We start from the raw sequence: 13,682 nt of genomic DNA on the forward strand, positions 1-13,682 counted from the left end.
CATTGAAACTGAAGACTGCCGGAAAAGTTCACGTTATTTCAGCATCGGGAACAGCGCCCTTATCTCGTCGTCGGTGGGCTGGCGGCCGTATTCGCAGATCTCAAAAGTCTCCACATTGGTGGCTTTTGCCACCCGGTCTTTGCCATACCACTTTTCAATGGCCTTTTTGGCCTCGGCTGAAGGAGGCCGTATCGACTTTTTGGTCAACCAGGCTTTTCTAGCCTCGGCGCCCTCGGGCACCTGATCGGCATAGCCGCCGATCCACGGCAGCCACTCGTAAAACTGTGAGACATGAGCATCAAGGGCATAGCCTTTTTGATCCGTCACCTCGGTGATGTCCACAGCGATATCTGGTCGGAAAGGATTAGGCCGTTGAAAGCCATCATAGCCGTAAAGGAAAACGGGGTTCTTTTTCAGCGCAGGCACCTCCGGCGCAATATTGGGTACGGCCACCATGTAGGCAGCATCCTGCACCAGCACGCCCGTGTAGCGATGATCGGGGTGGTAATCGTTGGGCCGGGGAGCGATCACGATGTCGGCGTTCCATTTGCGGATTTCTTTGATCACCTGCAGGCGCACTTCAAGGCTTGGCTCCAGTTCGCCATCGTGATTGCCCAGCACCACATATTCGGCAATGCCAAAACGTTTAGCTGCTTCCTGGGCTTCAGCCGTTCTTCGTTTGGCCAGCGCCCCGCCGCCAGTGGTTTGGTGGCCGGCGTCTCCATTGGTAAGGGAAACAAATTTGACCTGGTGGCCCATTTTCGCAAAAAGAATGGCTGTGCCGCCTTCATCCTGGTCGCAGTCGTCGGGGTGAGCGCCCAGTACCACGATGCGCAATGGCGTGGCCGATTGCGCAGTGACAAAACCGATGGCCATGAAGGCAAAGAGAAGGGTGAGAAGATGTTTTTTCATAAGTAGGTAGTTTAAAGCATAATCATCATTAATACACGTCACCTCGAATCGACGCAGGAGGGAGAGGTCTCCCCCAGGAGAGCCTGCTCATTTTTAAGAGCCTTCATGTCTCGCAGACGCCTTTCTGGCTCGAATCGAACTGACGCTGGATAAGTTAAAGAATTTCTGGGTGAGAATGGTTAGACTTTATTGTAGTGGTGGAAGAAGGGAGCATAGTTCTATCGCCTCAAAAAAGCTTTCTTACCAACTCTGACTTCAGCCAACCATCGACATAGTCATTAAATGTGGAGTTTTGATCTTTGAACTCGTCTAATTTTTCGGGGTTATTCTTTAAGCCATAAGCAAATGAGGGCCAGCGAGAACAAAGTATGAGCCACTTGATCAAATCGTGCTGAGAAACATCCTCAAGTGTTTTTCCCTCCAAAAACAATGCATTCCTTGTTAAAGAGTAATTGTTTATAAATCGTTTGATACTTCTCGGGTTTGGGTCAAGGTCACTTTCGTATGAAAGGAGGACGTGACTGAGCTCACTTTTGAGGTCAATATCCGCAAGCCTCTCAGACACATTTTTTCTTAGCTCAACATGGTTTGTATTTGGGTTGCTCTTATTGGTTTCAATGATATTACTGAGCTCTTGCTCAGAGCTAGCGACTTTAATTTTTTGAGCCTCGGAGGCGGTAAGAGAATCTTCAACGGGCATTTCAGTTATATTTAACAGAAATCTTAAATACTGTGATTTTGCCTGGGGGGACATTTTTGGAACAGAAATGGACATTTGAAAAGCCTTTGCGAGAAACAAATCTCCTAGGCCTCTACCTTGTGTTCCGAAGTCTGCAAACTCGGAATAGTGAAATTCGAAGCACTTCGTGATCCATTTACCATCACCCGAGAACACATAAAGAACTTTTTGATCTTTAAATAAGGTTTGAATCCCTTCTAAAAGCTTGACGGTTGCGACAATATTGCATCTATCGAGGTCATCGATAAACACAGCCAAATGTTTATCGGATCTTTTAATAATCGCTGCGAAATAGTTTTTAAGCTCATTCATTGGATCTTTTATGTTTTTTAGGAACGAGTCCTCCGGTCTTGAAAGTCCTGGAGATATAGACCCCAAAAATGATTTGATCAATAAGTAAGCGGAACCAGAAAAGGTTAGAATGCCTATCGTTGTGTCGGTCTGATCTTTAATGTTGCTTAAGGAAGGAAATAACAGTGAGGGTAGACTACACTTTACAGACAAATAGCCAGTTAATCCAAGAAGAACAAAAGATATCAGGCTCCACACATTCGGCTTCATCCACCCCCACCAAATATTATACAACCACAAATTAACCTTTGGAAGAAAGCTACTTTCGGCCTTTAGGACAAGATAAACTCGGTAAATGAGAATCCACCAAGGGTTTTCCAAATGCTGGTTTTGCCAAGCATTATATTTTACAACGGCCCAACTATCCTTTTTAAGTTCTAATTCCAGCATATCAAGAATGCTTGATTTCCCGCTTCCCCATTCTCCGTCCAAATGGATAGAATAGGAGTCATAATTGCCTGCCTCCTCCCAGTATCTTTTGATATGTGCGACAACAGCATTAACAAACGGTTGCCTAAGCAGCTTGTCGTCTTTTGTCGGCCCGTCGCCTTGAAGCGTTACAACCTCGTTTAGGTTCTCAGTTTCCTTCTCTTTAGCCTTATTTTGCTTGGTTGCTAGCGGCTCGAAATACTTTTGATCGGGAATGTTTGAGTAGACATATATAGGCACAGTGCCTTCCTTTTCTTTTTTAAGTAGGTGGATAGGAGGTTGAAACATTGTAGTCTCATCACTGAATGGAATATCCTCTAATGGGTTAGTTACAAACAGTGTAGACCTTTCAAGCCCATACCTTTTTAGCTCAATAGTATCTTCACCCATTGGAGATGTATAACCATGTCCAATAGTTCTACCTGCATCGTAGGACTTTTGAGCGGATTCACGTTCTAAGGACGTATTATAAACGAACCTATTGGGCACATCTTTAGATGTAAACTCGACAAGTGGAGCAGTGAATTTTTTCTTATTTGTCAACAAGAAGCCGATGAGACCTTGGTTCTCGAACCCAATATCTTCGAGACTTGTATTATGTCCGTCGATCGATAGTTTGAATTTTTGAAACACTTCCGGCGAGGGAAGTTTCTTTAGTTCTTCGAGCCATGAATAAAAATGAGAAACCGCTCCCCTCGGGTTTACAGGGTTAGAAATATTTTCGCCGGAAGGGCTATAGTTGATAAAGTAGAGCAACCCACTTTTGACAAATTTGAACTGTGGAGTTTTGAATCCTGGCTGATTAATAGTTACAGCGAACTCGGTGTCATCTACCTTGACTAGATCATAACTTCCTGGCAAATAATTCTCTAGTTTTAAACCCTTTCGAATTTCCTCGAAGTTCAATTTCGGTAATAGATAGTTGTTTCTTAACTCACGTTCAACCCTGACCTGGCCTATTTTGGTTATTTCACCATACACTGCCCCGTCCTTAGGATCATTGGTAATATGGGCCAGGCTTTTCTTAGCCAATGCTTCAAGTACCTCCTTGAGTTCTTGGGAGTTGTGAGGAACATCATTTTCTGCAAGTATTTGTTCAATTGAACGTCGTCTTTTGTGAGACTGAAGATAAATACTGACAAGAATAACGTCCTCGATCTCTTGTTTAGTCATTTTAATTTGGGTGACCAGTAGTTTAGAAAAGGGAATTTAATTATTTCCGATTTATCAATTGTCCCTACTAGTAGTTCGATGCGCTCATTTGCGGCCAAATTGGGAGGTAATCATTTCACTTTCAGGCGATATCGGATCATTTAGTCAACAGCTATCAAACCACCGGATGATCCTTCCACGGGCTCTCTGCCTTGATAAACCTCCAGTCAAAATAGTCTTTCACCGCCCTGGTGCCGCTTTTTGTTAGCTCTTCAATTTTGTGGGCAGGCAGGCTAAAATCTGATGTGCGCACGTCGAGGGTATCAATGAATACCGTTCTGTTCCAGTCCTCCCCCTGGAGGTGGGCTTTGTTGGCGGCCTCCATCATAAAGTCGAGCAGGGCCACGGCATAGGTTTTCAGGTTTTTGACGTCGGCTGGCGGTGTGGCCCAGTCACGTTTCGCATAGGTGATCACGTCTTTGCTGTCGAGACGGAAACCAAGCGTTTCCATGTTAAGAATGCTTCCGTCCTTACCGGCCAGGGAGTTAACAGGGTTAGAAACGTACTCGGGCTTGTCAAACAAGTTGACAGGGTAGTTATAGCTCACTCCGCCATCCACCATCACATTGTTGCCGTTTTTGAACGCTGCAAAAAACACCGGCAGCGACATCGACATGCGCACAACTCTTCTGACAGGGATCGACTTATGTGCCTCAGCTTCATGTGAAAAAACCTCCGCTTTTTGCTCCGACAGGTTGGTCACAGCCATGTAAAGGTATTTGAAGGCCGTGTTGCCGCCTTTGATGGCGTCGTCGAGGTCGCCGAAAGTGAAGTCTTTGGTGCCAGTTTGCTTTTTCACCACCTCGCCAATCCAGTCCATAAAGTCGTCGCCTTTGTACCAGCCAAACTTATTGAACATCCGAACTGCGTTACCAATCAGCCCGTTGCCATCCTGAAAATCGGCGAAGTTGGTGGTGCTGATCAGCTCGCCTACCTGGGCAGGCGTGCAACCGAGAGCCAGCGTGCAGGCATTGATAGCACCGGCGGAGGTACCGGCCACCCGCTGCAGGTGATCGAGCATGCCCAGCTTTTGCAGCTCTTCCAGCGCACCGCCATAAGCGATGCCTTTAACGCCGCCGCCTTCAAATACGAGGTTTCTAAACCCAAACGAGGTTGATTTAACAGTTTTTGCCATGGTAGGAAAGGTTATGCTTGAAGAAGAGATTCGAGGTAGTCTTTGGTTTTTGCTCCATACACGCCGTCAATTTTGAGGAAGCCACTTTGGCTTTGCATCATGCGCAGGGCTTCGGCTGTTTTTTCGCCAAAAAAGCCATCTGAAGTGCCAGCATCGAAGCCGGCGATTTTCAGCGCATCCTGTAGCTGCACCACTGTCGCCCCTTTGCTGCCCTTTTTAAGAGGAGGCTTGGGAAGAATGAATTGTTTTTCGGTGGTAAGCCTGCGGTAACCCAGCACCTTGGAGGAGTCGAAGCCGGAAATGGACACCATATTGGCCTGATTGCCCCCCAGGGTGTAGCAGCGGCTGCCGTCGGAGGAAGTACCCATGTAAATGCCGACATGGCCTTCCCACGATTCGATGGCCTTGCGCCAGTAAACGATGATGTCTCCGGGCTCGGGTTGCGTAGTCACGGTGCCCACGGCCAGCCAGCTCCGGGCGTTCAGCTTGGTGCTCCGCTTGAGGCCCGCCTTCAGGCAGCACCAGCTCAAAAAAATACTGCACCAGGCGGTTTCGTCGTCTTTTACGTCCTGGAATCCCGCCTCGCTGGCGTACTGGAGAATGCGTGCATTGTGTGCCTGCCCAGGAATTTCCTTTACGCCAATCTCAGCACAAGCGATCTTTATCAGCTCTTGCATGGTATTGATTTAAAAAATAGTAACAGAAAATTAATCGTTAACCGGTGCTCCCGATATCGGCTATCAGGTCAAAAAATTCTCTCGAATCCGGCAAGTCTTTCGCCTTTTTACAGGATATAGACTTGCTCCGCTATTCATGGGAAGCACCCTCACAGGTCAGAGAATGAATATACTACAAAAATCAGAATTAGTTAACCAACGCTCCCTATTTTAGGCGCTTTACTTATGAAAACAATGGTTTTATGCCAAAAATCAGAATATCTGTTTTATTATTGTACGAAGAAGAGCGGTTAGGGCGGCCAGACTTACCAGCCTAAATCGACCCTCTTCAAACTGAATGTTGTGTACTTCAGGGTTTTTATTTAATTTGAAACAGCATAAAGGCTTACCACTCAAAACAAGTTATTTACGAATCACATTTAATCCATGAGTATCAAAACACACATAAGTGCACTAATCCAACTTGCGTCAGCTGACGATGATTTGGCTGATAAGGAAAGAGAGTTGATTTTTTTAATTGGTGAATCTGGTGGACTAAGCCACAAGCAGATTGAAGAGCTTCTGGAAAATCCTTTGGATCTGAATATTCCAGACAGCCTTAGCGACGACGATCGGTTCGAACTGCTCTACAACGTGGTGCAGCTGATGAAGATTGACAATGAGGTGTTCCTGAGTGAAATCAAATTTTGCGAGGAAGTGGCCGAGAAGCTTGGATTCAGCAGAAAAGTAATCTCTGAGCTTTCTGCGAATATCTATTCCGATCCTGCAATTACTTCAGACAGAACATTGCTGAGACAAAAGGCGATGAAATACAAGAAATGAACTAAACTAACCTATAACCAATTAAAAGCCCGTCACTGACCGGGCTTTTTTTGTGCACCAAGTAAAGCGCAAGTGACTAAAAGAAGCGCAAAATTCAGCGAGATTGTTTGTCGTTAATAAGGGCCGTGAAAAAGGCGTCGTAGTTGGTTATTGTTTTTTGAATCGAAAAAGTTTCGAATGCGGTTATTTTTCCATTTTGTATCAAAGTATTGCGTAGGGAATCGTCGTTAAACGTTCGCAGTATCTGCCTGGCAAGGCCACTGATATCGCCATCTTCGAAAAGAAGCCCGTTCACCTCATTTTTAACCACGTCCTTAATCCCGTACGCATTGGTAGCCACCACTGGCACTTCCAGGGCCATCGCCTCCACCAGCACCAGACCAAAGCCATCCATTGTCGATGCCAACACATTTACTTGAAACAGCTTGTACAGGTTCAACACCTCTGTTCGGTCAAGCAAGCCAGCATAAATGACCTCATTTTTTATGTGATGCATTTCAATCCATTTATCAAGGCTGCCTGGTTTTATTCCGGCAAACACCACCCTGATGTCGAATGGCAGCAATGCAAGTGCCTGAATGAGCTGGGGCTGTGCTTTCATTCGGGATACGCAACCAACTATCCTGTCCCCTTTTCTCAAGCCAAACCTCGTTCTCAGCTCCTCCACCTTTTCAGAGGACACAACATCATATTGACTGGCTGGTGTGCCGTTGTAAATCACCTCGAGGTGGCTTGGTGGATATCCATTTTCGATAAACACCTTCTTCAGTTCGTCTCCCACCACCACAACTTTATCTGTTCCCTTCACATAAAACCAATTCTGAAGGGATCCTCCCATGCTTCTGGGTCTTTGCCGACGGGTATGAACCACTATCACCTTCTTTGCCATCAGCCATCGGGTAAAAATGGAGATGTATCTGTCCTTGCTCGACTGTGCATTAATTATGTGAATGTTATTTTGCTGGATCAACTGCTTTAGAAAAAGAACGTCTTTGAGACTGAACCTGCCACGAAACTTCATCGGGACTAAGTTGACGCCTGAATTTTCAAGAAGGGCGTATAAAAGAGATTCTCTTCTGCACCCAACGTAAACGTTATGCCCTTTTTTGGCCAGGCCAAGAGCCAGAAACGAAATGGAGTTGGTGGAGCCAGCCATTTTACCTTCATAGGTCAGTAAAAATATGTTCATCGCTGATAGAGATTGATCATGACTTAGTCTACTGCTGTGCATTTGGAGAACAACCGTAGCTTTTGCTGGTAAAATACTAGAGAAGCGGCATTGGAGTACAAGCGAACCGCATTGTTGACAATCAATTAACAAATGCTTGATTTTGAATCAATAGCCGATTCGTTAACTTGTCGTGAATATGGATACCATTGCGTGGAAACCGCTAACCTACCAAAATTTTGAGGCCCTGAGTGTTGCTCGAAAACAGTTACATCAGGCCGTTCAGCAGGTGTCTGTTGTGGGGCGAATATACCTTCCCAAGGTGAAGGACGACAAACATGCCAACCTCGTGTGGGTGCCGCAATTCCAAAGGCTGGCCGGTAATTGGGTAGAGGGCTCAACTAAATTTCGGGTTTCTCTGGATCTGGCTAATCTGTCCATTCATTTGGTCGACGACGAGGTAAAGACGATAGGGGAATATGACCTCAAAGGGAAAACGCAGGCCCAGTCGATGGTTTGGCTGGAAGAGCAGCTGGAAGGATTGGGGCTGGACACGGCCCAGTTCGCCATCAACCTTCCGTATGAAATTCCTGATTACCCGACAGCCCATGGAAAGCCATTTGAGCAAAAGGACGCCCGGGCTTTCGAAGAGCTTGCCTGGTATTTTCACAACGCTGATCATATTTTACGGCCGCTGAAGAGGGAGTTCCCACAGTCCACCGACGTGAGGTGCTGGCCGCATCATTTCGACATAGCGACACTTATCATCCTGAATGACACAGGCGACCCGGAAACGACCAGCAGTATTGGTATAGGCATGTCTCCTGGCGATCAATTCTATGATCAGCCGTACTTCTACCTTTCTCCCTGGCCATACCCTTCCAGAGAGAATCTCACACCCATGAGTCATGGTAAATGGCACGAGAAAGACTGGCTGGGCGCTGTTTTAACTGCAGAGTCTCTTTTTGACATCGAAGATCCGGCGCAGCAGCAAAAGAGGGTATATGCATTTTATAAAGAAGGGCTCGATCAGTTGGTAAGGCAGCTAAAGCCTAACTTGTAGGGCGGCGAATATTGAAGTGTTCTTCCAGTTTGATGTAAAAGTCATCCTGGTTGAGGAGGTAGTGCTCGGTTCTTTGCCCCCGGCTATTCACGATCAACATTTTCTCTGTTAAAGTTTTTCTGCCATCTGGCGTGGCCTGAGTAATCATTTTTCCTTTTCTGAAATGACTTTCAGGCTCAGTTTGCTGATAAAGGCAACGGGGGATAAACTCTATAAGTGTTCTTCTTTTTGGTGAGAAGAGGTATTTTTCCTCAAAGGATTGACCGTCATCCGACTCATCAAGCCACCAGCCCTCGTCGTCTTTCTTCCTGATTCGGTAAAATTGGTTGAGACTCATTTGCATGTTCTCTTCCAGCACTTTGAGGGGATAGACAGGCCCTTTGCCATAGCCCACGTCGCAAAGAAACACTTCGCCTTCCAACTGCACCAAAATGCACATGTGCTCGAATTCGGGAGAGAGTTTTCCGTCAGGCTTTGGCATTCTGGCGGAGGCCATGTAGCAGGTAAACCCCAGCTGGGAAAGCAATATGTAAAAAAGACCGTTGAGCTCGTAGCAGAAACCGCCTCGCTTTTGCTCAACTATTTTTTTATACAACCTGTCCGTATCAAGCAGAATTTCCCTGCCCCAATGGATATCGAGGTTTTCGAATGGAATATGTAGTAAATGCTGGTAATGAAGGTGCTTGAGGAAACGGGCGCCTGGAGCCTCCCTGGCTGAAACGTCTATCCGGTGCAAGTACTTATCAATATCCATCTGAAGAAGCTGTTGTTTCAAAAGAGAAACCTTGTGAGGGAGTCCGGCTGCGGTGGAAAAAACCTGCCGCAGCCGCACTGAAACCTATTTCGGGCTTTCCATGTAGTCAAGCGTTAGAGCGCAAAGAGACTTTATACCCAGCAGCATTCCTTCATCATCTACATAAAAATCAGGTGTGTGGTGAGAGGCCACTTTTGAGGCGTCCTGCCCCTTTGGCATGCCTCCCAGAAAAATGAAAAAGCCCGGTACTTTCTCCTGAAAGAATGAAAAGTCTTCAGCACCTGTGCTGGCCGCCGACAAAATCACATTTTCTTTACCAGCCACTTCCTCAAGGCTCGGTAGCATCTTGGCAGTCAGTACCGGGTCGTTGTAGGTGATGGGGTATCCCTTGTCGATCGTCACTTCGGCGGTGGCACCCATTCCTTCGGCCGTATGCGTGGCGATGGAGCGTAATCTCTCGTGAATCTGGTCTCTCATGCCATTGTCCAGCGCCCGGATAGTGCCAACGAGTGTCACTTCTTCAGGAATGATATTGCTTCGAACACCACCATGTATACTGCCAAAGGTGACAACGGCAGCTTCTTTGGTCAGCATCATATTTCGGCTCACGATGGTTTGGGCGTTGTTAATGATTTGAGCAGCGGTTACTATTGGGTCGATGCTGCTCCAGGGAGCCGAGCCGTGTGCCTGGCGCCCCTTCACTTTGATAGTGAAACTGTTTACGCTGGCCAAGGCTCCGCCTGGCTTATAGCGAATGCTTCCTACTTCAGTGGCGGAGTTGATGTGCAAACCAAAGATGGCGTCTACTTTTGGGTTTTCCAGCACCCCTTCCTTTACCATCAGTTCGGCGCCACCCTCTTCACCTTCCGGCGCACCTTCCTCAGCTGGCTGAAAGATGAACTTCACGGTGCCTTTTAATTCGCTCTTCATTTGGCTCAGCACCTCGGCCACGCCCATCAGAATCGCCACGTGGGTGTCGTGTCCGCAGGCGTGCATCACCGGAACTGACTGGCCGTTGTACTCTCCCATTACCTTTGATTTCCAGGGAAGGTCGTTTCTTTCAGGCACCGGAAGGGCATCCATGTCCGCCCTAAGGGCCACTACCGGGCCGGGCTTTCCTCCCACCAGTGTTCCGACAATGCCGGTAATAGCCACACCGGTTTTTACCTCCATACCGAGGCTTTTTAAGTGGGCTGCAATTTTTTCGGCAGTTTTAAACTCTCTGTTTGATAGCTCAGGGTGCTCATGTATGTCGTGTCTCCAATCGATGACTTTGGGTTCTACCTTTTCGGCCAATTGATAGGCTTTTGTTTTCAGCTTCGAACCAGCAGGCGCTGGCGAAATCCATGCCTGGCAGGTGAGCATTAATAGGGCCAAAAGGCCAGTGTATACAGTTTTTTTCATACTCGGGTTGGTTTACTTTTGGAAGATAGATAAAAACGTGGTCGTTTATGCGTTTGAATTTTTCAGCGGAAGTATTATTTGACAGATAATATAGACCTGTCTTTTCAGCAAATAGTGGGCTGTCTGATGGAATAAATTCAAAAACCCTTAAATTTCAAAAAACCACCCACATGAAAACCATCAAGAGGCTACTGAAAGGCATCCTGGTCTTGATTATTTTACTAGTCATCTCCTTATATTTTTATCTGCAGCACATTAAGCCAAAATACAAGGGCGACTTAACCCTAAGCCCGCTTGAAAACAAAGTGGAGGTGTGGTTTGATAGCTATGGCATTCCACATATCTATGCGGAAAACAAAAGTGATCTCTACTTGGCCATGGGCTACCTTCATGCACAGGAGAGGCTGTTTCAAATGGAGCTGGTGAGGAGAATTGCGCCAGGGAGGTTGTCGGAAATACTTGGAAAAGATCTTTTGCCGACCGATAAGTTTTTCCGCACGTTGGGGATACATCTGTCGTCGCAGGAAGCGGCGAAGAAGCTGCGAGCTCAAACCAATAACCCCACGCTGAAAGAAGCAGAGGCTTATCTGAGAGGGATCAATGAATTTTTGGAAAAGGGCCCAACACCGTTGGAGTATGAGCTGCTTGGCATTGAAAAAACACCTTTTACCCTGGAGGATATTTATAACGCCGTAGGCTATATGTCGTTTAGTTTTGCAGCGGCGCATAAAACCGACCCACTGGTGAGCTTTATTAATGCCGAACTCGGTGCCAGCTACCTGAAAGACCTGGGACTAAAAGCAGACACCACCAGGCAAATGATCCCGAGCTACTTTGGAGATCCCATTGGCTTGAATGAAAAGTCTTCTGCTAAGTTGCTGGAAATGCTTAACCAATTGCCTGTGTCTCCTTTCATAGGCAGCAATGGCTGGGTATTGGGGCCATCAAAGACCAAGTCGGGCAAGGTGCTTTTTGCCAATGACCCTCACATTGGGTTCTCTCAGCCTTCTGTGTGGTACGAGGCGTATCTGGAAACGCCCGACTTTCAACTTTACGGTTACCACCTGGCTGGCTACCCGTTCGCAATTTTGGGACACAATCGTCAGGTGGCCGTTGGCCTGACGATGCTCGAAAATGATGATGTTGACTTTTTCAGAGAAACAAAAAACGAAGCAGATAGCAATCAGTACCTGTACAAGGGAGAATGGAAAAGCTTTGACTATCGGGACGAAATAATCAAAGTTAAAGACGAGGAAGACATAGTTTTTCAAGTGAAAACCTCCCTCCACGGCCCCGTTGTCAATGGAATGTTGGGCGAGATAGTTGGGCCTGATCCGGTAGCCATGTGGTGGACATACAACAAACTCCCCAATCAGGTGCTGGACGCCACACGCAAGCTAAACAATGCGCAGTCGCCGGGCGATGTCACCGACGCTCTCAAGCTTATACATGCCCCAGGCCTCAATGTGATGTACGGAGATGCCAAAGGAAATGTGGCCTGGTGGGCAACTGCACGTTTGATAAAACGGCCAGAGCACGTCAATTCCTTCACCATTCTTAACGGATCCACAGGGGAAGATGACCCGCTTGGCTATTTCGATTTTGCCGAGAATCCCCATTCTGTGAACCCACCAATGGGCTATGTATTTTCTGCCAACAACCAGCCTGACAGTGTAAATGGTTACTATTACCCGGGCTATTATTTGCCGGAGGACAGGGCCAGAAGGATAAAGCAACTGATCGACAGCAAAAATGATTGGGATAGCGAGGATGTAAAAAAAATGCTCATGGACGAGACTTCGCCAGCCGTGGTTCAAAATATTGGCGTGCTGCTAACGGCAATGGAGAACGCATCTTTATTAGGAAATGATCAAAAAGCACTCGAGCTGCTGCGAGCCTGGGATGGCAAGTTTGGTGGGCAAAGTGCTGCGCCGATTATCTACACCAGGTGGCTGTACACCATTTTGGAAAAAGCAATGAAGGATGAGCTTGGTCAGGACAAGTTTGACCTCTTCATGTCAACTACTGACCTCAGGAAGCGAACCTTTCCACTTCTCATTGCCAACGATAGTTCCTCCTGGTGGTACAATGCCGACAAGAAAACTGTTGAACCCCGGCAAGACGTGATTTACGGAGCGCTTATAAGTGCAGTGGCCTCGCTGGAAGACGACCTGGGGAGGAACGTTGACAAATGGAGATGGGAGAATATCCATACGCTAACACATAACCATGCCCTGGGTGTGGTGCCACTGCTGGGAAAGGTTTTAAACGTAGGCGATTTCCATGTTTCTTCGGGTGAGGAGGTGATCAACAACTGGGGCTATCCTGTCACAAGCGAAAACAAGTACAGGGTGTCATTTGGGCCCAGTACACGGCGAGTTGTTGATTTTTCAGACATAGAAAACTCGGAGAGCATTTTGCCAACAGGCCAAAGCGGCGTTTTTCACAGCAGACACTACGACGACCAGGCCCAAATGTATGTAGAGGGAAAGTTCAGGAAGATGGCCATTAACAAAAAAGAGCTCACCACTAGTGGCAAGCTCCTTATGCTACTTCCCGACAAAGAATAGCTGTCGGTAACCGTTCGGTTTACTTCATTTGAGAGTAAACCTTTGCCTGAGATTGTGGAGTCTCTTTAACATTGATCGCTAAAGACACGATTAGTACTCCTAAAAGAATAGCCACAAGGGCCGAAACATTTTTTCTGGAACCAAACATCCTAATAACTCCCTTCGTCTTCTTATTTCCTGTTGACTGTTGCCAACCATTGTTGTTTAGCGTTGCGCCGAAATTCATAAACACCTCACTCTTAATATTACAATTACCATAACGAAACAGCACATCGTTTTGTTTCAGTGCAAAATTACTAATGCAAACAGAATAATTATAAATAATGTAAGAAATATTCAAAACAATTCATTGCAATCGTTTGCTTCAACTTATATGAGGCATTGCTGAGAAGAAATAATTTATCCACCTCTTTTTCAGAAGGTTGCATAAGGCTGGTTAAAGCATG

The 13,682-nt window shown here is 46.6% G+C and carries 10 protein-coding genes; 3 read left to right on the forward strand and 7 right to left on the reverse strand.

Annotated features, from left to right (window positions below; translation table 11 throughout):
• Positions 1 to 33: 33 nt before the first annotated feature.
• The 4 genes from ACMVP2_RS11560 to ACMVP2_RS11575 all read right to left on the reverse strand — a co-directional run bounded on the left by ACMVP2_RS11560 (position 34) and on the right by ACMVP2_RS11575 (position 5,455).
• A complete protein-coding gene (locus ACMVP2_RS11560) occupies positions 34 to 912 on the reverse strand; it encodes a PIG-L deacetylase family protein (protein WP_416867801.1) in 879 nt (292 codons plus the stop codon).
• 226 nt (positions 913 to 1,138) lie between these two features.
• On the reverse strand, positions 1,139 to 3,604 hold the full coding sequence (locus ACMVP2_RS11565; RefSeq protein WP_416867802.1) for a P-loop NTPase fold protein: 2,466 nt from the start codon (positions 3,602 to 3,604) through the stop codon (positions 1,139 to 1,141).
• 154 nt (positions 3,605 to 3,758) lie between these two features.
• On the reverse strand, positions 3,759 to 4,778 hold the full coding sequence (locus tag ACMVP2_RS11570) for a patatin-like phospholipase family protein (protein WP_416867803.1): 1,020 nt from the start codon (positions 4,776 to 4,778) through the stop codon (positions 3,759 to 3,761).
• Between the two features lie 11 nt (positions 4,779 to 4,789).
• Entirely contained in the window at positions 4,790 to 5,455 is a 666-nt protein-coding gene (locus ACMVP2_RS11575; protein ID WP_416867804.1) for a TIGR02594 family protein, read from the reverse strand.
• A 426-nt stretch (positions 5,456 to 5,881) separates the two neighbouring features.
• Here ACMVP2_RS11575 and ACMVP2_RS11580 point away from each other — a divergent pair, with 426 nt between their 5' ends.
• Positions 5,882 to 6,277: a TerB family tellurite resistance protein gene (locus tag ACMVP2_RS11580; protein ID WP_416867805.1), complete on the forward strand. Its 396-nt coding sequence runs from the start codon at positions 5,882 to 5,884 to the stop codon at positions 6,275 to 6,277.
• A gap of 94 nt (positions 6,278 to 6,371) precedes the next feature.
• Here ACMVP2_RS11580 and ACMVP2_RS11585 read toward each other — a convergent pair whose 3' ends face one another.
• Positions 6,372 to 7,466: a glycosyltransferase family 4 protein gene (locus ACMVP2_RS11585; RefSeq protein WP_416867806.1), complete on the reverse strand. Its 1,095-nt coding sequence runs from the start codon at positions 7,464 to 7,466 to the stop codon at positions 6,372 to 6,374.
• A gap of 178 nt (positions 7,467 to 7,644) precedes the next feature.
• Between ACMVP2_RS11585 and ACMVP2_RS11590 the strand changes: the two genes are divergently transcribed.
• A complete protein-coding gene (locus ACMVP2_RS11590) occupies positions 7,645 to 8,508 on the forward strand; it encodes a hypothetical protein (RefSeq protein WP_339784644.1) in 864 nt (287 codons plus the stop codon).
• On the opposite strand, the gene ACMVP2_RS11595 is transcribed toward ACMVP2_RS11590, so the two are convergent.
• Both ACMVP2_RS11595 and ACMVP2_RS11600 read right to left on the reverse strand, forming a co-directional pair.
• Positions 8,498 to 9,262, reverse strand: a complete 765-nt coding sequence (locus ACMVP2_RS11595) for an arylamine N-acetyltransferase family protein (protein ID WP_339784642.1) — start codon at positions 9,260 to 9,262, stop codon at positions 8,498 to 8,500. The genes ACMVP2_RS11590 and ACMVP2_RS11595 overlap by 11 nt on opposite strands.
• Positions 9,263 to 9,346: 84 nt before the next feature.
• Complete coding sequence (locus ACMVP2_RS11600; RefSeq protein WP_416867807.1) at positions 9,347 to 10,666, reverse strand: amidohydrolase; 1,320 nt, start codon at positions 10,664 to 10,666, stop codon at positions 9,347 to 9,349.
• 170 nt (positions 10,667 to 10,836) lie between these two features.
• Between ACMVP2_RS11600 and ACMVP2_RS11605 the strand changes: the two genes are divergently transcribed.
• On the forward strand, positions 10,837 to 13,236 hold the full coding sequence (locus tag ACMVP2_RS11605; RefSeq protein WP_339784636.1) for a penicillin acylase family protein: 2,400 nt from the start codon (positions 10,837 to 10,839) through the stop codon (positions 13,234 to 13,236).
• The last annotated feature ends 446 nt before the right edge of the window (positions 13,237 to 13,682 follow it).

Source organism: Imperialibacter sp. (assembly GCF_048007035.1).
Classification (GTDB): Bacteria; Bacteroidota; Bacteroidia; order Cytophagales; family Cyclobacteriaceae; genus Imperialibacter.

Excerpts from the sequence above, each read along its gene's own strand:
- ACMVP2_RS11590 (WP_339784644.1), top strand. The coding sequence starts at position 7,645 with ATGGATACCATTGCGTGGAAACCGCTAACCTACCAAAATTTTGAGGCC.
- ACMVP2_RS11595 (WP_339784642.1), bottom strand. The coding sequence starts at position 9,262 with ATGGATATTGATAAGTACTTGCACCGGATAGACGTTTCAGCCAGGGAG.
- ACMVP2_RS11600 (WP_416867807.1), bottom strand. The coding sequence starts at position 10,666 with ATGAAAAAAACTGTATACACTGGCCTTTTGGCCCTATTAATGCTCACC.
- ACMVP2_RS11585 (WP_416867806.1), bottom strand. The coding sequence starts at position 7,466 with ATGAACATATTTTTACTGACCTATGAAGGTAAAATGGCTGGCTCCACC.
- ACMVP2_RS11560 (WP_416867801.1), bottom strand. The coding sequence starts at position 912 with ATGAAAAAACATCTTCTCACCCTTCTCTTTGCCTTCATGGCCATCGGT.
- ACMVP2_RS11565 (WP_416867802.1), bottom strand. The coding sequence starts at position 3,604 with ATGACTAAACAAGAGATCGAGGACGTTATTCTTGTCAGTATTTATCTT.
- ACMVP2_RS11575 (WP_416867804.1), bottom strand. The coding sequence starts at position 5,455 with ATGCAAGAGCTGATAAAGATCGCTTGTGCTGAGATTGGCGTAAAGGAA.
- ACMVP2_RS11580 (WP_416867805.1), top strand. The coding sequence starts at position 5,882 with ATGAGTATCAAAACACACATAAGTGCACTAATCCAACTTGCGTCAGCT.
- ACMVP2_RS11570 (WP_416867803.1), bottom strand. The coding sequence starts at position 4,778 with ATGGCAAAAACTGTTAAATCAACCTCGTTTGGGTTTAGAAACCTCGTA.
- ACMVP2_RS11605 (WP_339784636.1), top strand. The coding sequence starts at position 10,837 with ATGAAAACCATCAAGAGGCTACTGAAAGGCATCCTGGTCTTGATTATT.